This window comes from Haladaptatus sp. HS23 (assembly GCF_056892285.1).
Genome location: NZ_JBXGLH010000005.1, coordinates 137,473 through 162,854 on the forward strand (window position 1 = coordinate 137,473; position 25,382 = coordinate 162,854).

At 60.8% G+C, this 25,382-nt stretch carries 22 protein-coding genes; 5 read left to right on the forward strand and 17 right to left on the reverse strand.

From position 1 onward, the window contains the following. Positions 1 to 21: 21 nt before the first annotated feature. From AC1XDK_RS15430 to AC1XDK_RS15450, 5 genes are all read right to left on the reverse strand, one after another. Positions 22 to 900, reverse strand: coding sequence for an SMP-30/gluconolactonase/LRE family protein (locus AC1XDK_RS15430; RefSeq protein WP_483350800.1), 879 nt, complete (start codon positions 898 to 900; stop codon positions 22 to 24). Positions 901 to 971: 71 nt separating this feature from the next. After that, positions 972 to 1,979, reverse strand: a complete 1,008-nt coding sequence (locus AC1XDK_RS15435) for a TIGR03557 family F420-dependent LLM class oxidoreductase (protein WP_483350801.1) — start codon at positions 1,977 to 1,979, stop codon at positions 972 to 974. A gap of 52 nt (positions 1,980 to 2,031) precedes the next feature. Continuing rightward, the gene (locus AC1XDK_RS15440) at positions 2,032 to 2,826 is read right to left on the reverse strand and encodes an ATP-binding cassette domain-containing protein (RefSeq protein ID WP_483350802.1); all 795 of its coding nucleotides are present in this window, start codon (positions 2,824 to 2,826) and stop codon (positions 2,032 to 2,034) included. 2 nt (positions 2,827 to 2,828) lie between these two features. Beyond that, entirely contained in the window at positions 2,829 to 3,839 is a 1,011-nt protein-coding gene (locus AC1XDK_RS15445; RefSeq protein WP_483350803.1) for an ABC transporter permease, read from the reverse strand. A gap of 14 nt (positions 3,840 to 3,853) precedes the next feature. Next, positions 3,854 to 4,990, reverse strand: a complete 1,137-nt coding sequence (locus AC1XDK_RS15450; RefSeq protein ID WP_483350804.1) for a sugar ABC transporter substrate-binding protein — start codon at positions 4,988 to 4,990, stop codon at positions 3,854 to 3,856. Between the two features lie 200 nt (positions 4,991 to 5,190). Here AC1XDK_RS15450 and AC1XDK_RS15455 point away from each other — a divergent pair, with 200 nt between their 5' ends. Continuing rightward, a complete protein-coding gene (locus tag AC1XDK_RS15455; protein WP_483350805.1) occupies positions 5,191 to 6,189 on the forward strand; it encodes an LLM class flavin-dependent oxidoreductase in 999 nt (332 codons plus the stop codon). Here AC1XDK_RS15455 and AC1XDK_RS15460 read toward each other — a convergent pair. From AC1XDK_RS15460 to AC1XDK_RS15475, 4 genes are all read right to left on the reverse strand, one after another. Beyond that, positions 6,186 to 6,917 (reverse strand): fumarylacetoacetate hydrolase family protein, encoded by a 732-nt coding sequence (locus AC1XDK_RS15460; protein ID WP_483350806.1) that lies wholly within the window; start codon positions 6,915 to 6,917, stop codon positions 6,186 to 6,188. The two genes, AC1XDK_RS15455 and AC1XDK_RS15460, sit on opposite strands and share 4 nt — an antisense overlap. A 49-nt stretch (positions 6,918 to 6,966) precedes the next feature. Next, on the reverse strand, positions 6,967 to 7,830 hold the full coding sequence (locus AC1XDK_RS15465) for an amidohydrolase family protein (RefSeq protein WP_483350807.1): 864 nt from the start codon (positions 7,828 to 7,830) through the stop codon (positions 6,967 to 6,969). Between the two features lie 2 nt (positions 7,831 to 7,832). Next, complete coding sequence (locus tag AC1XDK_RS15470) at positions 7,833 to 8,927, reverse strand: Gfo/Idh/MocA family protein (RefSeq protein WP_483350808.1); 1,095 nt, start codon at positions 8,925 to 8,927, stop codon at positions 7,833 to 7,835. Positions 8,928 to 10,062: 1,135 nt separating this feature from the next. Then, entirely contained in the window at positions 10,063 to 10,827 is a 765-nt protein-coding gene (locus tag AC1XDK_RS15475; protein ID WP_483350809.1) for an IclR family transcriptional regulator, read from the reverse strand. A gap of 153 nt (positions 10,828 to 10,980) precedes the next feature. On the opposite strand from AC1XDK_RS15475, the gene dgoD reads away from it, so the two are divergent. Next, positions 10,981 to 12,159 carry a galactonate dehydratase gene (dgoD, locus tag AC1XDK_RS15480; protein WP_483350810.1) on the forward strand — a complete coding sequence of 393 codons (1,179 nt, stop codon included), beginning with the start codon at positions 10,981 to 10,983 and terminating at the stop codon, positions 12,157 to 12,159. 82 nt (positions 12,160 to 12,241) lie between these two features. On the opposite strand, the gene AC1XDK_RS15485 is transcribed toward dgoD, so the two are convergent. The 3 genes from AC1XDK_RS15485 to AC1XDK_RS15495 all read right to left on the reverse strand — a co-directional run bounded on the left by AC1XDK_RS15485 (position 12,242) and on the right by AC1XDK_RS15495 (position 16,712). Next, a complete protein-coding gene (locus tag AC1XDK_RS15485; RefSeq protein WP_483350811.1) occupies positions 12,242 to 13,012 on the reverse strand; it encodes an HpcH/HpaI aldolase family protein in 771 nt (256 codons plus the stop codon). Positions 13,013 to 14,014: 1,002 nt separating this feature from the next. Then, a complete protein-coding gene (locus AC1XDK_RS15490) occupies positions 14,015 to 15,370 on the reverse strand; it encodes a nickel pincer cofactor-dependent isomerase, group 22 (protein WP_483350812.1) in 1,356 nt (451 codons plus the stop codon). 52 nt (positions 15,371 to 15,422) lie between these two features. Next, a complete protein-coding gene (locus AC1XDK_RS15495) occupies positions 15,423 to 16,712 on the reverse strand; it encodes a nickel pincer cofactor-dependent isomerase, group 22 (RefSeq protein WP_483350813.1) in 1,290 nt (429 codons plus the stop codon). 157 nt (positions 16,713 to 16,869) lie between these two features. Here AC1XDK_RS15495 and AC1XDK_RS15500 point away from each other — a divergent pair, with 157 nt between their 5' ends. Next, positions 16,870 to 18,087: a mandelate racemase/muconate lactonizing enzyme family protein gene (locus AC1XDK_RS15500; RefSeq protein WP_483350814.1), complete on the forward strand. Its 1,218-nt coding sequence runs from the start codon at positions 16,870 to 16,872 to the stop codon at positions 18,085 to 18,087. Here AC1XDK_RS15500 and AC1XDK_RS15505 read toward each other — a convergent pair. The 3 genes from AC1XDK_RS15505 to AC1XDK_RS15515 all read right to left on the reverse strand — a co-directional run bounded on the left by AC1XDK_RS15505 (position 18,080) and on the right by AC1XDK_RS15515 (position 21,309). After that, positions 18,080 to 19,753 (reverse strand): thiamine pyrophosphate-binding protein, encoded by a 1,674-nt coding sequence (locus AC1XDK_RS15505; protein WP_483350815.1) that lies wholly within the window; start codon positions 19,751 to 19,753, stop codon positions 18,080 to 18,082. The two genes, AC1XDK_RS15500 and AC1XDK_RS15505, sit on opposite strands and share 8 nt — an antisense overlap. A gap of 70 nt (positions 19,754 to 19,823) precedes the next feature. Then, positions 19,824 to 21,008, reverse strand: a complete 1,185-nt coding sequence (locus AC1XDK_RS15510; protein WP_483350816.1) for a hypothetical protein — start codon at positions 21,006 to 21,008, stop codon at positions 19,824 to 19,826. Between the two features lie 7 nt (positions 21,009 to 21,015). Continuing rightward, on the reverse strand, positions 21,016 to 21,309 hold the full coding sequence (locus AC1XDK_RS15515) for a hypothetical protein (protein WP_483350817.1): 294 nt from the start codon (positions 21,307 to 21,309) through the stop codon (positions 21,016 to 21,018). A 93-nt stretch (positions 21,310 to 21,402) separates the two neighbouring features. Here AC1XDK_RS15515 and AC1XDK_RS15520 point away from each other — a divergent pair, with 93 nt between their 5' ends. After that, positions 21,403 to 21,759 (forward strand): cupin domain-containing protein, encoded by a 357-nt coding sequence (locus AC1XDK_RS15520; protein WP_483350818.1) that lies wholly within the window; start codon positions 21,403 to 21,405, stop codon positions 21,757 to 21,759. A gap of 34 nt (positions 21,760 to 21,793) precedes the next feature. Here the strand turns inward: AC1XDK_RS15520 and AC1XDK_RS15525 are convergent, their stop codons facing one another. Next, positions 21,794 to 22,585, reverse strand: a complete 792-nt coding sequence (locus tag AC1XDK_RS15525; RefSeq protein ID WP_483350819.1) for an SDR family NAD(P)-dependent oxidoreductase — start codon at positions 22,583 to 22,585, stop codon at positions 21,794 to 21,796. Between the two features lie 231 nt (positions 22,586 to 22,816). Between AC1XDK_RS15525 and AC1XDK_RS15530 the strand changes: the two genes are divergently transcribed. Beyond that, complete coding sequence (locus AC1XDK_RS15530; protein ID WP_483350820.1) at positions 22,817 to 24,091, forward strand: four-carbon acid sugar kinase family protein; 1,275 nt, start codon at positions 22,817 to 22,819, stop codon at positions 24,089 to 24,091. Positions 24,092 to 24,172: 81 nt separating this feature from the next. Here the strand turns inward: AC1XDK_RS15530 and AC1XDK_RS15535 are convergent, their stop codons facing one another. Then, complete coding sequence (locus AC1XDK_RS15535; protein WP_483350821.1) at positions 24,173 to 25,363, reverse strand: ABC transporter ATP-binding protein; 1,191 nt, start codon at positions 25,361 to 25,363, stop codon at positions 24,173 to 24,175. Positions 25,364 to 25,382: the final 19 nt, after the last annotated feature.

Sequence of the window (25,382 nt, forward strand, 5' to 3'; positions counted from 1 at the left end):
GCCGGACGTCCGTTCCGACACTCACACCGAAACGTCCGAACGGTACTCCGGAACCCCCTCCGCTCCGGGCGAGAGTCGAAAGAGCATCCCCGCACCCTCCCCTTCTTCGGCCCTCGTCCCCGCTTCGCCTTCCCCTGGACCGAGTGCGGTCGTCGCGTAGGCGTCTTCGTACTCCGCTCCACCGAACGTGATGCAGGAGACTTTCCGCGCAGGGAATTCGATTCGTCGGTCTTCCGTCCCGTCCGGCGTGTACCGGACGAGGCACCCGCCGTCCCAGTACGCCGTCCAGACGTAGCCGTCGGCGTCGACGGTCATCCCGTCCGGACTCCCTCGTTCCTCCGTCGTATCGAGGAACACGTCCCGGTCGGAGAGTTCGCCCGTCTCCTCGACGTACTGGAACCGATAGATTTTGTCCGCCTCCGTCTCCGTGAAGTACATCCCGGTCAGGTCTGGAGTGAAACCCATTCCGTTCGGGATGTCCACCCCGTCGAACAGTTCCGTTATCGTTCCGTCCGTGTCGAGACGATACAATCGACCGAGGCGGTCGTCGGTGGGCATCGTTCCACAGAAGACCCGACCCGAAGGGTCGGCGATGACGTCGTTGAACCGGGAGTCGAGTTCAGCCTCGAGTTCGTCAACGACGGTCCGGGTGGTCCCGTCGTGCCACGTCTCGATTCGACCCCTGTCCTCGAACAGGAGGAGCGACCCGTCGGTTTGAATCGTAAAGCCGCCGATGACGTCCGTCTCGTAACACTGCTCGTGGTCGCCCGTCGCCGGGTCGTACCGGAACAACCGCCCGTTCGGGATGTCGACCCAGTAGAGGCGTTCCTCGTCCGGATGCCAGAGTGGTCCTTCACCGGTGTGACAGCGGTAATCCGCGATTTGAGTCAGTTCTGCCATACGGGAGCTTTCGTCGTCTCTCACATAAAATTAGTGCAGCGCTCCGGCCGTTCGAGAGAATACGGGGACGGTCAGGAAAGAGATGGCATGACGACGTCGGCGACCGCTTCACAGAACTCCTCTTGGTCCGGGCTCGAACTCTGGAAGACGACGTGGTCGAACCCGCAATCGACGTACCGTTCCGCGACGTCGAGGAGGTCCTGCGGGTCCGTCGTGATGACGAACTGGTCCTCCAGATAGCGAGTGCTGACCCGGTCGCCGTGTTGCTGTAAGTAGCGTGGGTCCGCGATGTCCTGTTCGAAGACCATCGGAAGGAGCGTGAGTCGCCACGGTAGGCACGGTTCGAGCGCGGCCGATTTCGACTCCGCGAGCGAGCAGTGGATATGGACGGTCCGTTCGACGTCCTCCAACGAGTCGTTCCGCGTCGATTTCTCGACACCGCGTCGTACTGCCGGGAAGAGTTCCTCCACCGCCCGGTCGGGCGTCTCGAAGACGGTTACGTACCCGTCGGCCAAATCCCCTGCCATTCGTGCAGAGGTCGGCCCGTTTCCTGCCACGTGAATCGGCGGGGCTTCGTCCGGCCCCGTGTACAGATTCGCGCCGTCGAGCGACCAGAAGTCGCCGTCGTACTCCACGAACTCCTCTTCGAACAGGGCGCGAACGATACGGATGGCCTCTGCTGTCCGCCGCGCGCGTTCCGCGTACTCCGGCCACGGGTTGCCGAGCGGCGTTTCGTTCAGCGCTTCTCCGGTCCCGATTCCGAGGAAGACGCGATCGGGATACAGTTCGAGGAGCGTCGCGAGCCGATGTGCCACGTTAGCCGGATGATAGCGGTTCAGCATCGCCGTGACACCCGTTCCGATCTCGATGTCACTCGTTCGTTCGAGGGCGGCGGGCATCCACGACCAGCAGTTGCCGCCGTTCGCGGGCGACCCGTCCGCGAGGTGGTCGAACCACGGATGGAAGTGGTCGTTCACCCAGACGCTGTCGAACCCCGCTGCCTCGGCGGTGACGACCTGTTCCAGGCACTCTTCGGGGGAGAACTCCTCCAGGGAGGCGAAGAAACCGAATCGGGTCACGTGGTCACCTCCCCGCTCTGTGACAGAAACACGAGCGTAGTTCTCGCGGGTCTCATGAACCGCCCGATTCCGTTCCTGCTATCATCAGTTCGGTCAGCGTCTCCACGTCGGTTTCGGATGCGGACGCGACTTCGGCGATTTCTCCCTGATAGAGTACCGCCACGCGGTCGGCGTACTCCATGACCGTCTCCAAACTGTGACTGACGACGACGATGGTGTGTCCTTCTCGCTTCAGTCGCTCGATAGTCTCGTAAACGAGGTCGGTGGCATCCACGGAGAGCGCGCTGGTCGGTTCGTCGAGGATGATGACGTCGGGGTCGAACGCGAGCGCTCGCCCTACCGCGACGAGTTGCCGCTGGCCGCCGGAGAGGAATTCGACTTCCGTTTCAGGGTCGATGTCGCGACCGAGCAGGTCGGACATGATGTGGTCGGCGCGGTCGTACGTCTCCTCCCAGTCGATGACGTTGACCGGACCGTATCCACGCGTCGGGAACTGTCCCATGAAGATGTTGGTAGCGACGTCGAGGTCGTTCATCAGGGCCAAATCCTGATACACCGTTTCGATACCCGTCTCCCGTGCATCGTTCGGACTGGAGAAGTGAACCGGCTCGTTCTCGAAGTACAGCTGCCCGGACGTCGGTTCGTGTACGCCACACAGCACGTTCATCATCGTCGACTTTCCGGCACCGTTGTCGCCGACGAGCGCGAAAATCTGGTCCTCGTATATTTCGAGGTCGATGTTTTCGAGCGCGACGATACGCCCGAATCGTTTCTCGACATCCTCCAATCGTATCTTCGCGTCCGATTCCGTCCCAGTCCGAGTCGATTCGTTGGGTTGCGTAGTCATGGTTATGCGCTCGCCGCGAGAATGCGATTTCTGATGCTCTCTTGTGTGTTGTACAGGAGGATTGCGACGAGCAGGACGAAGCCGTTGACGACCTGCACCTGCGTCGCCGGGACGCCGCTGATGTTCAGGGCGGCCTGAATCACGCCGAGGAGCACGACGCCGCCGAGCGCGCCCGAAATCTTCCCTCGACCGCCGAACAAGCTTATCCCGCCGATGACCGCCGCCGCGAACGCGGGAAACACCTGTCCCTCCCCGATGAGCGGCGGAACGACGCCGGTGTAGCCCGTACTCATCAATCCAGCGAGTCCCGCGAGGACGCCGCTTATCGCGTAGACGGCGATGGTGATGCGGTCGGTGTTGACGCCGACGGCCCGCGCCGAATCCTTGTCGCTGCCGAGCGCGTACACCTCCTGCCCGAACTCGGTGTACTTCATCGCGTAGCCGACGACGACGAACGCGACGATGGTGATCAGGATGGCGAGGTTGGGAATCGAACCGGGAACGAGGTACCCCTGTGGGACCGGAACCGGTTGGGTGTTGAGTGCGGTTTTCGCGCCCTCCAGAATGATGAGCGTCGAGAGCGTCTGCAGGAACGGGTTGATGCCGAGTTTGCTGATCATCGCGCCGTTGAACACGCCGATGAGCCCTCCGACGACGAGGATGATGACGAAGCCGAGCGCCGGACTGCCGATGACGCCCCAGCAGCTCGGACAGTTGCCGAGCAACATGCCGGTGAACATGGCTGAAAAGCCCATTATCGCACCGACCGAGAGGTCGAAATGTCCGGAGAGGAGACAGATACTCTCGCCGAGGACGAGGAGACCTATCGGTACCGCCTGCCACAGTATCAACTGCACCGAGACGATGTTCCGAAACGTGTTCGGAACGAGTATCGCCACGCAGGCGACGACGACAAGAAGGATCGGCCATATCATGTACTCGAGCAGCGCGAGGACGAAATCCTCCGAGTCGTCGGTGAACCGTCCGAGGAACCCATTGGTGGATGTACTCATGTATTCTCCATCGATTAGCCCCAGATGTTCCCCCAGAGGTAGGGTTTATCGGCGTTCTCCTGCGTGATGACGATGCTGTTCGTCTGGAACCACGGGTGGTCGTTCTGCGTTTTGATTTTTGCCGGACTCCAGATGGCCTTCTTCCACAGCTTCACGCCCTTGTGTTGGTGGGGTTTGATGCTGAGGTCGCTTTTCGAAACCTGATTGCCGACCTTCGGGAGCGCGTCGTCACCGTTCTCGATGTACTGGCGCATGTATTCGATGGCGATGGGCATGTAGAAGTAGTTTGGCTGGTCCACCGCGGCGTCGATGTATCCCTTCTTGACGAGGGGGTTTACCTGCGGGCTTCCGTCCATCTGCGTGAGGACGATGTGGCCCTCTTCTCCTTTCTTCTTCAACTTCCCGACCTGCTCGACGGCCGTCTTCACGCCGAGGCCCATCGAGAGGTTGGCGGAGTAAATGCCGTCGACGTCCCCGTTCGAGTTGAGCCACTGGCTCACCTTGCTCTTTGCCTTGTCCTGTGCGAACTCGGCGTTTATCGTGTCCGCGACTTCGACCTTGTCGTTCTTCTTCACGGCGTCGAGGAACCCCTGACTGCGCTGGTTCGCGGACTGGTTCCCCTGCGGACCGCGGACGTTCAGCACGCGCCATTTGTCCTTGTCACCTCGTTGTTCCTTCAGCGCCTTTATCATCTGTTCGCCGGATTTCTGCCCGCCGGCGGTGTTGCTGAACCCGACGTACAGTTTCGCCTTCGAACTCGCGGTGTCGGCGTTGGCCGTGAACACCGGAACGCCCTGTTTCTCCGCGAAATCGATGGCCGATTTGATCGCCCCGGTCGACCACACGCTCGCGATGATGCCGTCGTAGTCCTGATTGGCGAACTGACGGATGTCGGACGCCTGCTTTTCCGCGCTCTGTTGGTTCGGAACGATATCGACTTCGATTCCTTGGTCTTTGCAGTAGAACTGGGCGGCTTCCTTGAAGGCGGTAATCCACGAACCGCCGCGAACGTACATCGAGATGCCGAGTTTGTTCAGTTCGCTGCTCTTGGGACCGCTGCTGGTGCTGAAAAAGTCCGAACACCCGGCGAGGGCGGTGAGCGAGGCGGCACCGGAACCGGCGAGGTATCGTCTTCTGGTAACAGGTGGCATTACTATCCATGTTGAAGGTGTGCGTTATAACTTTAATTATAAGCATGTTGTCAATTGACAGCATTGTGTGGTAATATATTGCTCCGTGGACCGAGATAATCGCTGGAGGAAACCGAAACCCGAAAAAATTCCTGAACGATTGTTGATGTATTTTACGTCCCGACCGAACACTTAACAGGGTACGACGAACCGTTGTATCCATGCAATTCGACTGGATGGTCCAGTGTTACGCCGGTGCGGGCGTCCATCGGGACGCACCGCTCTATGAGGCCCTCGACCGCGACTCGGTACTTACAGGGGCTGACGCAGCGGTCGAATCCGGTCTCGAAGGTCTCTGGGCACCCGACCACTTCATGCTCGGCCCCCGTCGGGAGGAGTTCGAGGTGTGGACGTTGTTGAGCGCGCTCGCGGAGCGGACCGACGACGTCGACCTCGGTCCCCTCGTCGGGTCGGTCACGTACCGGAACCCGGCCCTACTGGCGAAGATGGCGACGACCGTCGATATTCTCTCCGGCGGCCGTCTCCGACTCGGCCTCGGAGCGGGGTGGCACGAGGAGGAACACGCCGCCTACGGCTTCGACTTTCCGGACGTGAACACGCGAATCGACATGCTGGAGGAGACGATAGGCGTCCTTCAAACGATGTTCACCGAGGACGCCCCGACCTTCCAGGGGGACCATTACGACATCGAGAACGCGTACAACGAACCGAAACCGGTACAGGAACCGTATCCACCGCTCGTCATCGGGGGGGCCGGGCCGCGCATGCTGCGACTCGCCGCGAGGTACGCCGACGAGTGGAACGTCGAAATCAGCGCCCGCGCCCGTGGAAAACCCATCGAGTTCAAAGTTCGAAAGTTCGACGAGTACCTCCGCGAGGAGGGCCGTAACCCGGAAGACGTCGAACGGTCGTGGCTCGCTCACGTTCTCGTCCGGGAGGACGAGGACGAACTGAAGGAGTACTGCGACCGAATCTTCCCGCTTCCGTGGGGGGAGGAGTCGGATATGGACGACGAGCTATCCGATGCGACGGACGCACGCGAGAAAGGAGGCTTCCTCATCGGAACCCCGGCGGAGGTGGCCGAGCAAATCGAGGCGATTTGCGACCTCGGGTTCGGCAAACTCCAGTTGCTGTTTCTCGACTTCCCGGAGACGAAAGGGATGGAACTGTTCGGCGACGAAGTGATACCGAGGTTTTAGTCCGTCCTGACCTCGTGTTCGAGGGTTCCGACGCCCTCGATTTCGACTTCGACGCGGTCCCCGTCGGAAAGCGGGCCGACGCCCGCTGGCGTTCCCGTGATGATGATATCGCCCGGTTCGAGCGTCATGTACGTCGTTATCTCCTCGATTATCTCCGGCACGGAGAAGATGAACTCCGAGCGGGACGACTGCTGTTTGACCTCCCCGTTCAACCGCAGTTCGACCGCCGCGTCGTCCGGCACCTCGTCCGGCGGGGCGACCACTGGACCGATTGGTGCAGACCCGTCGAACGCCTTTCCGCGAATCCAGTTCTGCTCGACCATCTGGTCGTCGCGGTTCGAGATGTCGTTGACACAGGTGTACCCCTCGATGACCGAGTCCGTGTCCTCGGCGGCGACGTTTCGACACTGCTTCTCGATGACGACACCGAGTTCGGCCTCGTATTCGACCTGTTCTTTTCCCGCAGGTAGAGTGACCGTATCGCCGTGTCCGGCCACCGAGTTCGGTGGTTTGAGGAACAACAGTGGGCGTTCCGGGATGTCCATCCCCGATTCCGCCGCGTGGTCCGCGTAGTTGAGTCCGACACAGACGATTTTACTCGGCTCCGTCGGCGGGAGAACATCGATTTCGTCGAGGTCGTACGTGCTGTCGGCGAAGACGATACCGTCGTCCGTCCACGAACCCTTGCGGACGGAGCCTGCCGGGTCGCGAAATCTAACGTGAGACATGTATTCAGCATTCCGACGGACGCTCAAAGCTGTTTTCGTTGCGGCAGGGTTACGCGTCGAAGAGTTCGGTGAAGGTCCGCTGTCTGAGATAGCGCTGGTCTCGGGGCGAGAGGAACCGTGCTTCCCCGACCCAGTCGATACACTGTGCATACGTCGCCCAGTCGTCCATCCACGGATAGTCGGAGCCGAGCATCAAGCGGTCGGCCTCGAACCACTCGACGAGGTTTCGGATGTAGTTCCAAAGGTCACGATACGGCCATCCTTCTCCCGACGAACGGGGAAGCGAACTCACCTTCACGTACGCGTTATCGTACGTCGCGAGGTCGCTGAAATCGCTCCACGGTGCCGTGTTCGGATTCGTCGTCTCGTCCGGCCACGCCATGTGGTCCACGACGAACGTGACGTCGGGATGTGTGTCCGCCAGTTTAGCAACGGACTCCAGTTGCTGTGCCTTCGGAAACACGAACACACAAGCGTCGAGCGCCGCGAGTTCCTCCCACGCCGGAGTGAGCGCGTCGTCCACTATCCACTCCGCGTTGCGGTCGAGTTTCGTTGGCGCGCCGTCGTACTCCAATGCGGCGTGCATTCGAACGCCGAGCATGCGGTCGTGGTCGAGTACCGTCCGGAGACGCTCACGGACGTCGTCGGCGAAGAAGTCCACGAGGCCGACGCCGTAGAGGCGGTCGGGGTGTGCCGCGATGCTTTCGAGGGTGTACGCGTTCGCGTTCCGACCCCGACCGTACAACGGTGTCGTGACGACGACGCTCTCGTCGATACCCACTCGGTTCATGTCCCTGATGAGGTCGTCGTGCGTATAGGGTCCCGACCATCCCGGTGGGAGAACGGGTTCGTACCACGGATTCGATTCCGAATCCGTCCCCCACGCGTGGACGTGCGTGTCGATTCGTCGCATCGTTACCACGACGTGATCCGCACGTCCTTGAGCGGCGTGTCGAGCGGCAGGTCGACGTGGCTTCCCGTGTAGTCCGAGATGTAGAAACTGACGATGATTTCGAGGGACCGTGTCGCGTCGGTCCCGGGAGAGTGATTCTCCGCGTCCCCGCTCAACAGGTTCACGATGTGGTTGGCAGCGTTCGGAAACGCCCGCCTGTAGTCCTCTTCCCACGACCAAGCGTCCGAAACGCCGGGGATGGGTCGTTCGACGTGGTTGCCATCTTCGAGACGCCAGTATCGCCACTCGCCGTCGTCGTTGTTGAGGTATAGTTTTCCCTCCGTCCCGACGAACTGGAGGCACATCGAGGAGATTTCGCGGGCGACGGTACAGTCGACGGTGGCGAAGGTGCCATCATCGAGAAGCACGTGGCCGCCGCCACCGGAGTCGGTCACTTCACGTGTCCCACCGAGCGCGTCGACGGCGTCGTTCTCCCCGTTGATGTAGCCGCTGACCGTCGTCGCTCTGGCGTCGAGAAGGAACACTAGAAGGTCGAGCAGGTGGGTAGAGTTGCGCATCAGTTCGCGTCGGAAATCGGCGGATATCGACTTGGTCTCCCCGACGATGCCGTCATCGATGGCGCGTCGAAGGTCCCGAATTTTCTCGGTGAACCGGAAGGAGTGATTGACGACGAGTTCGGTGCCGGCCTGCTCACAGACCGCGGTCATCTCCTCGGCCTCGGCAACACTCGCGGCGATGGGTTTTTCACACCAGATGACGGCCGGATCGGCAGCGGAGTTCGCCGCTGCGACGACGTGGTCCCGATGAAGGTACGAAGGGGTACAGACGGAGACCACATCTAGGTCCTCGGTTGCGAGCATCTCTTCGTGTCCCACGTAGCGCTGTTTCTCGGGAACGTCCCACGCTTCACCGAATCGTTCGAGTTTCTCCTCGTTCACGTCGGCGATAGCGACGAGTTCGATACCGTCGGTCTCGTTGTAACCGCCGGCGTGACTCGCTCGGAATTTCTTTCGACCGATGTCCGCCTCGTCGTGCATCCCGAGGATACCCATCCCCGCGATACCGCCAGTGCCGATGATACCGGCTCTGTAAGCCATGGTACTACACGTCGTTCGGACTACTTTATTGATTTGTCGGCTTACACTGGATGAGGAATACGTGCCGAGATGTACGTCCGTCCTCCGCGTGGTATTTTTGAGGATTTTTCAATCCAGATGGGACTATAATTGTTCTGTATGATAGAACAAAAATAGTATATTCCTGTCATTTGCGCCGTTAATCCGCAAAATATCGCCGTAATCTGAAGAAATCGTTCTACATATCAGAACAATTGTTCGGCCAAACACCGCTCCGCATCGGGATTCGGTGTCAGTAATCGTTCCGGAACGCGACGATAGAGGTTCGGACTCTACGGAACCCGGCAATGAAGCCGTATCGGAGGATGCACACCGGCACCGTATCACAATGGAATCACCGGTGGTGTGGATTGTTCGAGTTCAGCGGAGACGACGAGCAGGGCCGGTCGAACGATTCAATCATCGCTGTTCTATATTTGAAAAACCCCATGCTTCATCTTCGATTGTCGTAGGTCGTGTATTCGTATAAGTTCAAGGCCTGTTTTGTATTGTTTGTTGAAAATCCATCGTGAACAATCCATCTCCTCCGAGAGATAGATAGGAAATGCGAGAATATCGGTGTTTCAGGCCGAAACGGCACCGTTTTCGAGACGGTTTCGGTAATTCCCCGTTCCCCAACCACCTATTACAGACGTAGTGGTGTAATGGATATCTACTGCTGGAACCGTCGTGGTATGTCACTTATTGCTGGTTTCGTGTTCGTCGTCAGAGCCCGAGATCATTCAACTCTGTTGATAATTCATATTGAGTTCCTCGATATCACCATCGGTATGCGTTCACCCACAACTGTTGTCGGGGGGATGCCCACTCCTGATTTTGGTATTTGGTTCTGATATTCAGAACAATTTGTCGCTGATTACGGTTGCCGTAGGAGCACTGGGGGTCGCCGGCCCCGACACCATCGGTGTGAACGCGTCTCGAATGCCACAGGGGTTTCAGCGGAACGTCCCCCTCTGGGTGTAGAGATGTCTCACGTCGAATTGGACGGTCGCCACTTCGGTACGAGTGGAACGATCAGATCGGTTTCGAGGGTGACCCCGATCCGTTTCCGTTCGATGAACACATCGAAAATGTACACCTGTCCTGTTCCGATTCATCACATATGTCGCATGTTCACCTCGATGATGTTCGCCGTTCCGAGGATCTTCTTCGGAAACGTTTCCCTGAAGCGTTCCCCTTGCATCCTGTTCTTCGGTGCCGAAATACTGACTGCTCCGGCGACGTTTCCCGAATCGGTCGTCACTGGTGCCGCGACGCAACGAATCCCATTGAGCCGCTCCTCGTCGTCGGTCGCGTACCCTCGTTCTCGAATCACGTCCAATTCCGCCTCGAGAGCCTCTCGATTCCCGATGGAGTGCTCCGTTATTCGGGGAAGGCCGTGTCGTGAGAGGACCCGCTCGAGTCGGGATTCGTCCATGAACGCTAATATCGCCTTTCCCATCGCGGTCGTATGCAGGTACACCCGCATCCCTTCGTAGGTGTCGATTTTGATGGCCTCCTTTCCCTTCTGTTTCATCAGAAAGACACCCATCCCGTTTTCTTCGATCATCAAATTGGCGTGCTCCCCCGTTTCGATGGCCAGGTTCTGCAACTCCGATTCAGATACCTGAAATATCCGCGAATGGCTTCGTGCATATCCACCCAACTCGAGGAACTGGGTTCCGATCCGATACGTCCCGTCGTCGTTCAGCACATACCCGAGAGTAACGAGGGTTTGGAGGTGGTCGTGTACCGTACTCGTCGGCATTTCGAAGAAGTCTACCACCTCACTCAGTGTTGCACCTCCGTTTTCCTTGAGATATTCGACGATTTCGAACGATATCGCGGTTGAGTTGATCTTGACGTCCGATTCGGTGTCCATACGCTACCCTGTTACCGGTCCACCAAATATTTTTCCGATAGTATCGGATACTGGCGGACGTGAAACACCACAATAATGTCTTCTCCGCCGAGATATCCCGCGATAACCGTCCAAAGGATAAGTATTATTACGACCTTAGTCAAACAGATAGCTATGTCGGAGTTGCACATTACCGACGTGGAAACGTATGTCGTTGCCAATCCGTGGAAACCGTGGGTGTTCGTCCAGTTGGAGACGAACCAAGGAATCCAAGGACTCGCCGAAGCGACGACGCACGACAAACCCGAGACCATCGCCGCCGCCATCGACGAGATGAGCGACTTCTTCATCGGTGAGGACCCGTTCGACACCGAACGGCTCTGGTTGGAGATGTACCGCGACGAGTGGTTCTCGAAGAACGTCGTCAACACGACCGTCTGTTCGGCCATCGACATGGCGTGTTGGGACATCAAGGGTAAGGTACTCGACCGGCCGGTGTACGAACTACTCGGCGGGAACGTCCACGGCGACAAAATCAGGGCGTACGCCAACGGGTGGTATACCGAGACGACCGACGACACGGCCACGTGGCAGGAGGCCGCGGAACAGGTCGTCGACGACGGATACGACGCGATGAAGTTCGACCCGTTCGGAAAGTCGTGGCAGCGAATGGACCGCGAGACGTTCAACCTCGCCGTCGATATCGTCGGCGCGGTTCGGGAAGCCGTCGGCCCCGACGTGGACCTCCTCATCGAAGGTCACGGCCGGTTCACGGCCGGGCAAGCCGTCGAAGTCGCGAACGCCCTTTCGGAGTTCCATCCGACGTGGTTCGAAGAGCCGTGCCCGCCGGACTCCATCAACAGTCTCGGGAAAGTAGCGGCGAAGTCCCCGATTCCCATCGCGACCGGTGAACGGTTGATGACGAAGTACGAGTTCCGCGACCTGCTGGCGAACACGGACGTCGATATCGTCCAACCGGACATCATGAACACCGGCGGCATCACCGAGGCGAAGAAAATCGCCGCGCAAGCCGAGGCGGAACACGTCAGCTTCGCACCGCACAACCCACAGGGACCGGTCGCGACGGCGATTTCGGCCCACGTGGACGCGTCAGTACCGAACTTCATGATTCAGGAAGTCTTCCAGACCTACGACGTGGAGTGGGTCAACGACCTCCTCGTCGACCCGATAGTCGTCGAGGACGGTTACATCGAGATTCCACAGCGCCCCGGTTTAGGTGTCGAACTCGATATGGACGTGGTCGAAGAGCACGCGTACTCGGGCGCGGAAGACGAGGTACACACGATCAACCTGTTCGAGAAGGACTGGGAAACCCGGTCGTTGGTCGACTAACTGCTCTCGACCACCCTATCACAGTTATTCATTTCTCACGTGGTCGCCTTACCAGCGGTTGCTCCGGATTACGGAAGGACCGTCAGTCCGTTTGCGGGAGGTCGACATCGTCGACGAGGCCCTCCAGGTACTCGGTGAAGAGCGCCGCCTCGACGCCGAGGGTGATGTACTGGACGCCAGCGTCGATCCATTTGTTCGCTATCTCCGCGTCGTCGGCGAACGCACCGACGACGGTGTCCGTGTCGGCCGCCCTTTCACAGACGCGTTCCATGAGCTCTTCGACCCGGTCGTCCGTTACCTGCCCCGGAATCCCGAGCGACTGCGAGAGGTCGTACGGACCGAGGAAAACGACGTCGATACCGTCGACGTCCAGTATCTCGTCGATGTTCTCGACGCCCCGCTCACCCTCGACTTGGATGACCAGAAGCGTCTCTTCGTTTCGGTCGTCGGTGTACGTCTCGCTACCGACGTAGTCCCCGGCACGGACGTACTTCGAGAGTCCACGACTTCCGATCGGGTCGAAACGGGCGGCCTCGACGGCCGCTTCGGCGTCGGCACGCGTTTCTATCTGTGGCACTTGAACACCGGCGGCCCCGATATCGAGCGCACGTTGTATCTCCGCCTCCTCGTTGCTGCGAACGCGGACGATGGGTGCGACGTCCCTGTTTTGCGCGGCAGTCGAGAGTTCGAGCGTCGTTTCCGCCGTCAACGGTCCGTGTTCCTGGTCGTAGATGACGAAATCCATCCCCGCAATGCCGATCATCTCCGAGACCATCGTCGAATCGAGCAGTTGGAACGTACCGACCGAGAACTCTCCATCGAGCAGTCTGTGTCGAAACGAGTTTTCAGACATATCGTTTGGCTCTCTACCAACTGCAATAAATATTCCGAATGAATAGGTGATTATCCCCTTCTGTAGGGTTTCGACGGTGGGTATCCCGTTTCGATACTGTCGGAACCATCGTGCAGAGTGGCACCACTTCGGCGGAGATGACACCCGAGAATCGGAGTATCGACTGCTACTCGTCCGGTCGGTAGTCAGATACACGGACGGACAGATGCACGTCCGTTGCACTCCGCAGTCGGTCGGCGATGTTACTTACGTCGGAACGACTATCGGGATACCCTATCCGCCATTATCGGAATCATCGCTACGCCATCGCCGTCACTGCTCCGTAGGTGCCCCACTCGTTACATCCCTACTATTGTAAGAAAGACGCGTTCCTCACCGAGGCGACAACCGTCTCCTAGAGAGAGACATTCGTCATCGCTTATCCATCCCGTTTTCGGGAGTAGCGGTCCCCGTTCGAGTATCGACTCGTTCCGCTCGACGCGGTCGATAGGATGAAACCGTTCGATGAGACGACGCGACGTCCGGGGCCATAGCGTTCTGTCTGTGAGAACCACCTCCGTTCATTAGGGGTGTCTTTTCCCCGTTTGACGCCAGACTTGGACTTCGAGTGGGCACTTCTCGTTCGAGGACGTTCGTTCGATGAGTTCCGAAACCGTGCCACGACGGACATTTTCCTCCGAGAGTTCTCTTTCTCCATTTCAGAACGCATTTCCATATGCGTTCGTCGATTTCTGTTAATCGAATATTGCAGGATATGAATTGATATATCAGCGCCATTTTCAATATTCGTTAACATTCGGTGATCTTGTGTTCTGTCAGTACACGTTCGTCAGGTGTTATTCCACTATAGCTCAGTCGAGGTACGTGTATTCACCGGGAAACCGGTATGGCGGGACGATTCGCCGTCAGCACGTTTCGTCCGTTGTCGAGCGTCTGCCGATAGCGTTCTGAAAGACAGAACGGCCCTGTACAGCAAACTCGAACGTCGCGATACCGACCCGTTCAAGGATCGGGTGTACCATCGACTAGGTTCTCGACGAATTGGCCGTCCTCGAAACCGATGGGCTCCGGTTCGCGGACAACGCGCAGGTCATCGCGCTCTCGGGCTTCCGCTATCAGAGTAGGGGACGCCGCAAAGCGACCGAGTCGCATCGTGTCGCGGATACGGACGACACGTGCGTCCTCGGGTGATGTGACGCCGATGGTCGAGAGACAGGCGAAGAGGCCTGCTCGGTCCGTGTCGACGGCCGGAGGGATGCGGACACCTCGAGGTGCCGAGGCCGTGAGGCCGTTCACGAGCGTGTCGGGGAGGTTTATCGCCTCGAAGAGGTCCGCGTGGATGAAATCGGCGGACCCCAGACCCGTCGCGTTACCGTGTGAGGCCTCGGTCAGCCCGCGGACGAAAATCCGTTCGATGTTGGGCGTTTCCGGCGCGGGTTCGGGGCCGAACACGAGTCGTCCGATGACGTTCGTATCCATTCCGGACCCGGAGACGTCCTTTCCCATCCGGTCCACGACGAGGACGTCAACCTCGTCGAACGGAATCGTCGGAAGCCGGTCGTACGCTTCCTCCAGCAGTTCCGCCTCGCGGTCGAGGAACCCTTCGGGGGGGACACCCTCGACGGTAGCGGTGTCGTCGTGTTCGTCCTCGACGATGGCCACCCCACCGACGACGGGAAGCTCCTCGACCAGCAAGGACGCGATTTCGGGAATCATGTTTCTGAAACTCCAGTCCATCGCCCACTCGTGGGCCGTCTTCGCTCCCCGCTGTTTCCCCATACCGATTACCAGCATTTTCGATAGCCCGCTTTCAACGTCGCCCTGAAAGTCGGTGTGTGGTTTCACGCGGTTGATTGGGACGATGGCGTCCGCCGCGGCGGCGTTCGCGTCGGCGTGGACCTCGACGCCACGGTCGGGCGTTTCACCGACGACCGTCGTGTCCATCGTCGCACGAATCTCACAGTCGATAGCGTCCTCGGTGACGTCGAGTGACGCGAGCATCTCGCGTTGACCGTCGGCGGTGGCCCCGCCGTGGCTCCCCATGGCGGGGAACACGAATGGGTCGTATCCGCGTTCGCGGAGTTCGGTGACGACGCTGCGAACGATAATAGGGATGTTCGCGATGCCCCGACTTCCCGTTCCGACGGCGACATCGCCGCCCTCGGGGACGTCCGCGAGGTCGAAGGCGTCTACCGCCGCTGCCGCAACGTCCGCGATTCGGCCCTCCGGAATCGGGTCCGTCTTCCACAACTGCTCTATCACGCCGAGTTCGGGGAGCGGTCGTTCGCCACACGCGTCCAGAATTATCTCCTCGGGAACGGGACGGGGAGCAGAATTGAAATTATCTTTCGTGGCCATCCGTTCGTACTACAACGGACTCCATGAAAAACATAGGGTTGCCCGCGCTGCCTTACTGGATTTCCTCGAAGGTGACTTCACCTCCCTCGAAGTCGAGTCGCTCCCAACCCTCGACCGAGACGTTCTCGGCTTCGTCGACGAGCGCCTCCGAGATACGGAACTCCGAGAGGTGGCCGGTGTCGTGAATCCAGGCGACACGAACCCGTTCCGGGTCGTAAGGACCGACCGAGGCGAGCGTGACGTTCACGGCGGCCTCGTCGGTGGGAAGGACTACCGGGAGGGCCGCCTTCGAGAGGGAGTTGCTCGTGATGATGTTCGTGTACGTCTGTGCGAGGTCGAGTCCTTCGACTAGCGACCGTCGGGTGACGTCGGCGAGACCGATACCGGCACCGTTTCCGTGGGACGCCTCGGTCAGTCCGCGGACGTAAATCCGCTTGATATCGGGGAACTCGGGGTCGTCCGTGTTCAACACGTTGTATCGACCGATGACGTTCGTGTCCATGCCCGTTCCCGAGACGTCCTTTCCCATCCGGTCCACGACGAGGACGTCGAGTTCGTCGTACGGAAGCGTCGGCATGTACTCGTACGCCCGTTCCAACAGCGGCGTCTCGCCGTCCGGCAGTTCCTCGATGGGAATGGCGGTCACCTCCGCGAGTCGGTCGTGGAAGTTCTCGACGAGCGCGACGCCACCGATGAGATTCGATTCGGCGGCGATAACGTCGAGCGCGTCGCGGAGAACGGTCTCGTACCCGTCGACGATGGCGCGTTCGTGCGTGTTCTGTGCGCCTTGTTGTTTCCCCAACCCGACGACGGCCATCTTCGTGAGACCGCTCTCGACGGCACCGTGGAAGTTCGTATGTGCCTTCACCCGGTTTATCACCAACGTGGCGTCCGCTTCGAGGGCGGCCGTAGACCAGTGGACGGGGAATCCATGGTCGGTCTCCCCGAGGACGGTCGTGTCGGTCCGCGGGTCGATGGGGCAGTCGAGTGCGTCCTCGGTGATGCCGTAGGATTCGAGGACGGTACGTTGTCCCTCCGGGGTCGCCCCGCCGTGACTTCCCATTGCGGGAACGACGACCGGGGCGACCCCGCGATCGGCGAGTTCGGTCACGACGGCGGCGGTGACGGTGTCGATGCGGTCGATGCCGCGGCTTCCGACACCGACGGCGACGGTCGAACCCTCTCCAGCGCGGTCGAGCGGGAGGGAATCGACTTCCCTTCGGGCGACCGACTCGGGGTCCTCGAGTTCAGGCGTGGACGGTTCGTGACGGACCCGTGCAAACCGCGGTAACGTCACATCGGGGACGACGGAAGCGAGTTCGTTCGCGTCGGGGAATTCCATATCATTCGTTGCGAAAGCGTTCACTTAAACGATTGTGTCGTACGGTATCCGGTGCCAATGGTTATATGGATTCGATTCCGTACATCGAACGTTATCCCATGGAAGTGAACGCCACGCTGAAAGGTAGCGAGCGGAACAGACACGGAGGACGGGACTGATGCGTGACTTTTCCAACCACGCGACCAACCGCGCACCGGACCGGGATGTGAAAATCACCGATATCGAGACCGCCGTCGTCGAAGGGAACTTCGAGTGGAATCTGGTCAAAGTACACACGGACGCGGGTGTCACGGGCATCGGCGAGTCCTATCGCGGCGGAACGGTTACGGACATCATGGAATACATGAAGCGCTTCCTCGTCGGGGAAAATCCGCTCGACCCGGAGCGCATCTTCCGTCGCATCGTGCAGGATATGTCCGGCCACGGCGGCACGACCGGAAAGGTCGTGACCGCCGCCTCGGGTATCGAAATCGCCTGTTGGGACATCATGGGCAAAGTTCTCGGCGTTCCCGTCTATCAGTTGCTCGGCGGGAAGTATCGTGACGCGGTCCGAATTTACTGCGATTGCCACGCGGGCGAAGCGTTCGAGACTGAGGACGGATACATCGCCCACCACGACGAGGACGCCTATCGCCCCGAAGCGTACGCGGAGGAGGCGGCGCGTGTGGCAGATATGGGCTTTACCGCCCTCAAGTTCGACCTCGACATGGAGATGGACAACCACCCGGACCCGTACAACGGACGGGTGTCGAATCGCGCCATGCAGCGGAAGGTGGATATCGTCGCGGCGGTCCGCGAGGCCATCGGCGACGAAATCGACCTCGCGTTCGACGTCCACTGGGACTACTCGTTAGACAGTGCGAAACGCGTCGCGCGAAAGCTGGAACCCTACGACCTGATGTGGCTCGAAGACGTCGTTCCCCCGGAGAACATGGACGCCCAGCGCGAAGTCGCCCGGGCGACCAGTATCCCGCTCGCGACCGGCGAGAATCGATTCCGCGTCCACGAGTTCAAAGACCTCCTCTACGACTTCGGCGTCGACATCGTCACGCCGGACCCGTCGACCTGTGGCGGTCTCGCCGAATCGAAGGCCATCGCGAACCGCGCCGAGGAGAACTACATCGCGTTCTCGCCGCACAACGTCTGCAGTCCCATCGGAACGATGGCGTGCGTCCATCTCGGGGCCTGTATTCCGAACTTCGACGTCCTCGAATACCACGCGTTGGAGGTCGATTGGTGGGACGACCTGCACACGAGTGACCCGCTCATCGAGGACGGCTACATCGAGGTCCCCGAGCGACCGGGACTCGGTATCGAACTCGACGAAGACGTCGTCGAGGAACACCTGCTCGAAGGCGAATCCGGTTTCAAGTGAACGAGAGTTCGGTTTCGTAGTCCGCGGCCGCCGCCGCGGACGGCTCTTCCGTTTCGATAATCACGTCGATGAGCTCCGGCCCTGCCCGTCGCTCCACGGCGTCCGCGACGGCGTCACCGGCCGCCGCCGCCGTGTCGACGGTGGTCCCTCGAACGCCGAAGCCCTCGGCGATTTCGGCGAAGTCGGGACGGTTCCACGTGAACTCGTGACGGTCCGTGTACTGCATGATCTTCGGTGACTTCGAGATGATGCCGTAATCCGCGTTGTTCGAGACCACGACCACGACGTTGAGACCGTACTCGGCGGCGGTGTGGAGTTCGTGGATGCACATCATCAGCCCACCATCGCCCGTGAGACAGACGACGGGTTGTTCGTCGGAACGGCCGACCGCGGCACCGATTGCCGCCGGAAGACCGACACCCATCCCGGCCCACGACCCGGCAGTGACGAATCGGTCCGGGGCGTGGGTTTCGAACGTCTGCATCGCCCAGAGTCGGAACCCTCCCACGTCGGTCGTGACCGGCGATGCACGAGGTGTGGCCTCGCGGACTGCCGCGAGGAGTTCCGGCGTGTTGGCGGGGGAGTTGCCATCGAAGAGCCCGAGGTCGTGGAGGTGGTTCTCGTACTCCGCCCGGACGCGCCGGGCGACGTCGGCACCGTTCCAGCCGTCCCCACCCCGACCACCCAGGTCCGCGAGGAGGCGGTCGCCCGCTCGGGTGACGTCGTCCACGATGGCGATGTCGGCGTCGTATCCTTCGTTCACGTCTTCGGTGTCGAGCGTGACGTGGACGATTTTCTCCCCCATGGGCAACTCCCAATTGGCTGTCGTAACGCCGTCGAAGTCGGTTCCGAGTGCGAGGACGATGTCGGCGGCGGCGAGTGCCTTCCGCATTCCTGCGGGCGTGTGGGTCCCGGTGACACCGAGCCAGAGGTCATCGTTCTCCGGGTAGACGCCTTTCCCCTTGAGGGATGTGATGACGGCCGCATCGAGTGCCTCGGCGAGTTCCCGGACGACGCGACCCCCCTCCGACGACCGACGTACCCCACCGCCGGCATATATCACCGGTCGCTCCGCTTCGGCGAGGATATCGGCAACATCCGGATAGGAGTCGTTCTCGTACGTGACCCGTTCAGGGGACACGTTCACCGCGGGGGCCTCGATGGTGTCCGCGAGGAGACCCGATGGGACGCCGAGTCGAACCGGACCACACGGTGGGGTGAGGGCCGTCTCGATTCCTCCTTCGACCAGTTCGTGGAGTTCGAGTTCGTCTGTTACGGTCACATTTCGCTTGACGACGTTGTCGAAAGTGTCCGACTCGATTTCGTGAATGGGGCCTTTCCCACGGTCCTCGGGGTTCACGTCGGGGGAAACGTGGAGGATAGGTACGCAGTCCTCGTGGGCGTTTTGTAGCCCGTGCATCACGTTCGTGTCCCCGGGACCGGGGACGGTAAGCGTCGCCGCAGGTCGGCCAGTCGTCTCGAAGTATCCCCACGCGATGTGCGGAACCGCGGTTTCGTGTCGGGCCATCAGATATGCCATTTCGTCACGCTGGACCACGACCCGGTCCAAGGGAAGCGTCTGGGTTCCGGGGAGGCCGACGAGCACTTCCACACCCACGTCGACCAACGCGTCGTACACGAGTTCGCCGCCAGTACCATGTGCCATATTTACGTGGTGTGCACCCACCCCACAAAGAGGTTCCTCAAGAGGAAGGGAAAAGAGGTCGGACGCTCGGTCAGGCGGACCCGTTAGCCACCGCGCCGTTCGATGTCGATTCGTTCGTCGCGGTTCCGTTGACGACACCCCCGGTGTCTATTTGCCGCAACGAGATTTCGGCTTTCGCCTTCGGCACGTCGATGGAGAGTGAGGCACCTGCTGTTCCAGCACGATGACCGCCGAGGGCGTTCGCTATCTTACGCATATCCTTCGACGCGACCTCGTCTTCCTGGTCGTTCGCCCGCTTTCGAAGGGTCGTTGCTGCACTCGTCTCGGCCTCGCGTAGGTCGGTGGCGATACTATCGATGCGGGCCCGTTGCGCGGGAGTGAGGCTCCGACCCCGGAGGTCCGATATCGACGAACGGGTGTCTCCCGCGACCGAGTAGGTGGCCAATCCGGTATCGATGAGACGGATAGAATCGTCGTCGTTCCACCCGATTTCGACGCTCGACTCCTGGAGCACGTCCACACGGAATCGAGCCTTGCCGATGGCCGCATCCGTCTCGCTCATTCCGGGAGTCACCGTCTCACGGGCGTCGTACGACGCGAGCACGACCTTTTCGAGGGGGTTGTACGCGTTCGAGGAATACCCGGCGGCGGCGACTGCGCCGACGCCGAGACCCGTGGCCGTCAAGAGGGCGACGGCGAGAACGATGCGAAACCCGCCCGTGATGGGTTTGCGATTACGCATCGGGTTCGCCCACGATTGGTCGAAGGACGTGCCGAGAGTCGACGCGATATCGTCGGCGAGGTCCGCCGTCCGCTTCGAGGCACCTGCGAGGACGAGTCTGCCCGCCGCGTCCACGCGCACGAAAGAGTTGTGAAATCCGGCATGAGTAACCGAGAGGCCGGTTCCCTCCGGGAAATCGTCGGTGACGATGCCCTCGTAACTGCCGGCGTCGTCGATGGCGTCGCGGACGCTACCGAGAACCTCATCGCGCTCTCGAAACGTTTCGGTGGACCTGAAGTACCGGTCCTTCATCCCGGCGCGGGCGTCCGCAGCCTTCCACTCGCGCAGATATTGGTAGACCGTGTGTTTCGCGACGGAGATGGCGTCCGGCGCTATCGCCACGAGGACGGCGACGGTTGCTATCCACGCGAACGGTTCGAGACCGGCCCTCGAACCGTATTCGAGCGTTCCCCATCCGGCGGCGATGAGGAGAACCACGCCGCCGGATATCGCCGTTATGCGCAGTTTGTTCATCGTCTCGTCACCGTGTGTACGTTCCGAGGACGATTCGTTTGAGTTTGCCGATGATACCGACGTTCCGCTTCCGTCTCTCCGCTTCGAACAGCGGTTCCATTTTCACGTAGAGGTCGTCCTCGTCCTCGAAACGGTCGATATCGCCCTTCGCTAGGAGTTCCCCGAGCATCATCGAGTTTCCGCGTTCGTCGATTCGGATGTTTGCGAGCGCGTGTTTCCGTTCCAGTCGTGTCGTCGTGACCGGGTAAGACCACCCACTTTCCTCGATGAGGTCGACGATCTTCTTGGGCCCGTACGTCATAACCCAACATAGCTCATCGAGCGGATATAAATCTTACATCGTTCCCCTTCTCCCATACACTTTTTTAGTTCGGTTGAGTGGGAGTGGACGACAATGGAACCGACATTCTTCGACGAGGCGGAATCGTACGAACCCGAGGACGGCTGGCGGCGCGTTTCGATGGCTGGCAGCGAGGAATTCACCTTCGAGTGGTTCGAAAAGCCCCCCGGACACTCCTCGGCGATGCACGACCACGAGAACGAACAGGTCTGTCTCGTGCTACAGGGTGAAATGACGGTCTACACCGAGGACGACGAAGTGACCCTCGACGAGAACGACTCGGTGTGGCTCGACTCGTGGGAGGCCCACCGCGTCGAGAACACGGGCGACGAACGCGCCGTCGGCTTGGACGTGTTCGCTCCGGGACGGTCCTTCGACTTCTGGCTCGACCGGGAAGAAGACGACGACTGATTCGTCCCGAACCCCCTCATTTCAGTACCACGACTCAGTCCCAGACGAAGGTGTTCGCCGTGAATCCCGAATCGACCGTGAGTATCTCGCCGGTCGTGTACGACGCCGCGTCGCTGGCGAGGTAGATTGCCGCGCCGATTATCTCCGCTGGATGTCCGAGACGCCCCGCCGCGGTTCGCTCCGCGATACGGTCGTGGCGTGGCATCCCCTCCGCGTAAACCCCTTCCGTCTGCTTCGATTCGATAAATCCGGGACGGACGGCGTTTACACGCACCTCGGGGGCGAACTCCTGCGCGGCGACGCGCGTGAAAGCGTCGAGTCCACCCTTTGCGGTCGAGTACGCGGCGAGCTCCGGCATCGCCAGTTCTGCGGAGAGGGAGGCGATGTTGATGATGCTTCCGTCCTCCATTTCGGGAGCGAACACCTGCGTCGCGCGACGCGTGCCGTCGAGTTGAACGTCGAAGACCGCGTCCCACTCGGCGTCAGTCGTGTCCACGATATCGCTTCGCGCGATACTGCTGGGCGAGTTCACGAGAACGTCGACCGCGCCGAGTTCGGCGTCGACCGTCTCCCGCACAGTTTCGAGCGTTTCCCGAACAGTGACGTCGCACGTCACTTCGACGGTGTCTGCATCCTCCGCACGGAGGGTTTCGGCAGTGTCTCCGACGCGCGACTCGGACCGACTCGTCGCCACGACGTCGGCGCCGTCCTTCGCGAATCCGATAGCGATTGCTCGCCCGATACCGCTCGTGCCGCCGATTACGACGGCCGTCTTTCCGTCGACGGTGACCGGTCGATACTCGTTCGTTCTTCTCGTGTCGGACATACGCTCGTCACTGAGAGGACCGGGTATTTTGCAGTTTCCCGTCGGCACACCGTTTCGGCGAGAGGTAGAACTAAGATTCTTCGGGGGGGAAGGGGTGAACATGATAGACACCGATACACCGGCCCATCCCCTTCCGAGATCATCAGTGAACTCACAGTCGGGTTTTCTCCTCGGTGTGCCATCGTCCGAGATACGGTTCCGCGACGAAATAGATGACGTACACTCGGGTCGATGACCGCTGACCGCACCCTCGTCGTCGCCGACGACTTGACCGGGGCGATGGACACGGGCCACTCTTTCGCCGTTCGAGGATACGAGACCGTCGTACGCCTCGATTCGGACTTCGACGCCACAGGGGCGGCAGTCATCGTCGTCGACACCGATTCGCGCTACGCCGCCGCCGAAGAGGCGGCCTCCCGGGTCCGGAGCGTCGTCGAATCCACCGACGCTTCGGTCGTCTATAAGAAGGTAGATTCGACGCTCCGCGGGAACCTCGGGGTCGAAATCGCCGCCGCTCACGACGCCATGGACGCCGACGCGACGGCCGTCGCACCGGCACATCCCTCGAACGACCGCCTCACTGCATGTGGCTACCACCTCGTCGGCGGCGAACTCCTCACTGATACGGAAGTCGGGTCGGACCCGGACAGCAGAATTGTGACCGCACACGTACCGCGCCTCATTCGAGAACAGATAGGTGGTCCGGTCGTCCACGCGGATATCGAACGGGTCGCCACACGCTCGATTGGCGAAGCGCTCCTGCGCCCCGACGACGTCGACCCCCACGACCGTCGCATCGTCGTCTTCGATATCGTTCAGGATTCGCACCTCGACGCCGTCGCCGCGGGTGCCCACGGATACGACGGGGACGTACTTCTGGTCGGAAGCGCCGGGCTCGCCGAACACGTTCGTTGCCCCGGCGAATCCACTTTGGAGTCCCCAGACATCGCCACGGACCCCAGCGGTGTCGCCTTCGGTGTCGCGGGGAGCGTGAACCCGAGGACGCTGACGCAACTCGGGGCGCTTCCCGAGAATCGGGTCGTCCAACTCGACGCCCAAACCGCCGTGAGCGCCCCCGACGACGCCGCGAGGCATGCCGCCGCCGAATGCCTCGAACGGATTCCGACGGAACCGGCAGTCGTCCTCACGGCAGCGCGCGACAGCGATACCGTCGCCGCAACGTTAGAGGTGGCGAGACGGGAGAACGTCTCGGGCCGCCACGCTCGCGAGCGAGTGACCGCCGCGCTCGGTATCGCCGCCGCGTCCGTGTGGGAGAAACGGGAACCCGACGGACTGTTTCTCACCGGCGGTTCCGTCGCGAAGAGCGTCCTCGACCGATTCGACGCGGACGGGGTCGCCCTCGGTGGCGAGGAAATCGACGTCGGCGTCCCCGTCGGTGAGGTTCGTGGCGGGAAGGCCGATGGAACGCCCATCGTTACCAAGGCGGGCGCCTTCGGCGGGAACTCGACCATCGTCGACGCGCTCGACCACCTCCGTCGGGTCTGATCTGATGGACGGAACGACCACACCGCTATCGGGAATCGAACTACTATCGGATGTCGGCGGCAAAAAAACGGGGCGAGCCGTCTACTGCGACGTGATGTTCTGCCCGGTGTCGTCGTCGAAGAGGTGTATCTTGTCCAGGTTCGGTGAGAGGGAGATGGTGGCGTCCTCAACGGCGTTGCTGTTGGGGACGACGCGAGCCGTGAACTCGATGCCGCCATCGGGCGGCGTGAGCGTGAGGAACTTATCGGACCCCATCGGCTCGACGACTTTGACGAACGCCTCGAAGGTCTCCCCGTGACGCTGGCCGTCGGATTCCGCGTCGTGGAGGTCCTCGGGTCGGATGCCGAGGGTGACGGAGTGGAGCGGCCCGTCCCACGCGTCCACGGCACGAACGTGCTGCTCGGGCAGGTCGAGGGTAAACAGGCCGTCGGCGTGTATCTCGTACCCGTTTTCCGTCTCACGGAGGTCCACCGGGATGAAGTTCATCGGGGGTTCACCGATGAAACCCGCGACGAACTGGTTCGTGGGGTTGTCATAGAGGTGCTGTGGCGGTCCTATCTGTTGGAGTTCGCCGTCGTTCAACACGACGACGCGGTCGCCGAGCGTCATCGCCTCCGCTTGGTCGTGCGTCACGTAGATGGTCGTCTTTCCGACGCGCTTGTGAATCTCGTTCAGTTCCGTCCGCATCTGAACGCGGAGTTTCGCGTCGAGGTTCGATAGCGGTTCGTCCATCAGGAACACCGAGGGTTCGCGGACGATGGCACGACCCAACGCGACACGTTGTTGTTGGCCGCCGGAGAGTTCGCTCGGCTTGCGCTCGAGCAGGTCGTCGATGGAGAGGAGGGCGGCGGCCTCCTCGACCCGAGTGTCCACTTCGTCGTCGGGGTAGTTCCGGATGCGAAGCGGGAACGACATGTTCTCCCGAACCGTCATGTGTGGGTAGAGCGCGTAGTTCTGGAACACCATCGCGATACCCCGCTCCCGGGGGTCCTTCCCGGTGACGTCGTCCCCCTCGATCCAGATGCGGCCTTCGGTGGCTTCCTCCAATCCGGCGACGGTTCGGAGGGTGGTGGTCTTCCCACATCCCGACGGGCCGACGAACACGAGGAACTCACCGCGGCGGATATCGATGTTGAGGTTTTCGACCGCGACGACGTCCTCGCCACCGGACCGGTACACCTTCGTGAACTCGTCGATTCGGACGTTGTGGTCGTCGCTCGGTTCGTTGTCGATACTCTGTCGTGCCGTGTTTTCGGATTCGCTTTCGCTCATTCTGTTGGCTCCGTTCGTT

Coding starts and splice junctions, on each gene's coding strand:
- AC1XDK_RS15490 (WP_483350812.1), bottom strand. CDS start 15,370: ATGGCCACGAAAGATAATTTCAATTCTGCTCCCCGTCCCGTTCCCGAG.
- AC1XDK_RS15530 (WP_483350820.1), top strand. CDS start 22,817: ATGACCGCTGACCGCACCCTCGTCGTCGCCGACGACTTGACCGGGGCG.
- AC1XDK_RS15430 (WP_483350800.1), bottom strand. CDS start 900: ATGGCAGAACTGACTCAAATCGCGGATTACCGCTGTCACACCGGTGAA.
- AC1XDK_RS15470 (WP_483350808.1), bottom strand. CDS start 8,927: ATGGCTTACAGAGCCGGTATCATCGGCACTGGCGGTATCGCGGGGATG.
- AC1XDK_RS15535 (WP_483350821.1), bottom strand. CDS start 25,363: ATGAGCGAAAGCGAATCCGAAAACACGGCACGACAGAGTATCGACAAC.
- AC1XDK_RS15495 (WP_483350813.1), bottom strand. CDS start 16,712: ATGGAATTCCCCGACGCGAACGAACTCGCTTCCGTCGTCCCCGATGTG.
- dgoD (WP_483350810.1), top strand. CDS start 10,981: ATGTCGGAGTTGCACATTACCGACGTGGAAACGTATGTCGTTGCCAAT.
- AC1XDK_RS15500 (WP_483350814.1), top strand. CDS start 16,870: ATGCGTGACTTTTCCAACCACGCGACCAACCGCGCACCGGACCGGGAT.
- AC1XDK_RS15515 (WP_483350817.1), bottom strand. CDS start 21,309: ATGACGTACGGGCCCAAGAAGATCGTCGACCTCATCGAGGAAAGTGGG.
- AC1XDK_RS15460 (WP_483350806.1), bottom strand. CDS start 6,917: ATGTCTCACGTTAGATTTCGCGACCCGGCAGGCTCCGTCCGCAAGGGT.
- AC1XDK_RS15475 (WP_483350809.1), bottom strand. CDS start 10,827: ATGGACACCGAATCGGACGTCAAGATCAACTCAACCGCGATATCGTTC.
- AC1XDK_RS15455 (WP_483350805.1), top strand. CDS start 5,191: ATGCAATTCGACTGGATGGTCCAGTGTTACGCCGGTGCGGGCGTCCAT.
- AC1XDK_RS15450 (WP_483350804.1), bottom strand. CDS start 4,990: ATGCCACCTGTTACCAGAAGACGATACCTCGCCGGTTCCGGTGCCGCC.
- AC1XDK_RS15465 (WP_483350807.1), bottom strand. CDS start 7,830: ATGCGACGAATCGACACGCACGTCCACGCGTGGGGGACGGATTCGGAA.
- AC1XDK_RS15525 (WP_483350819.1), bottom strand. CDS start 22,585: ATGTCCGACACGAGAAGAACGAACGAGTATCGACCGGTCACCGTCGAC.
- AC1XDK_RS15440 (WP_483350802.1), bottom strand. CDS start 2,826: ATGACTACGCAACCCAACGAATCGACTCGGACTGGGACGGAATCGGAC.
- AC1XDK_RS15505 (WP_483350815.1), bottom strand. CDS start 19,753: ATGGCACATGGTACTGGCGGCGAACTCGTGTACGACGCGTTGGTCGAC.
- AC1XDK_RS15445 (WP_483350803.1), bottom strand. CDS start 3,839: ATGAGTACATCCACCAATGGGTTCCTCGGACGGTTCACCGACGACTCG.
- AC1XDK_RS15520 (WP_483350818.1), top strand. CDS start 21,403: ATGGAACCGACATTCTTCGACGAGGCGGAATCGTACGAACCCGAGGAC.
- AC1XDK_RS15485 (WP_483350811.1), bottom strand. CDS start 13,012: ATGTCTGAAAACTCGTTTCGACACAGACTGCTCGATGGAGAGTTCTCG.
- AC1XDK_RS15510 (WP_483350816.1), bottom strand. CDS start 21,008: ATGAACAAACTGCGCATAACGGCGATATCCGGCGGCGTGGTTCTCCTC.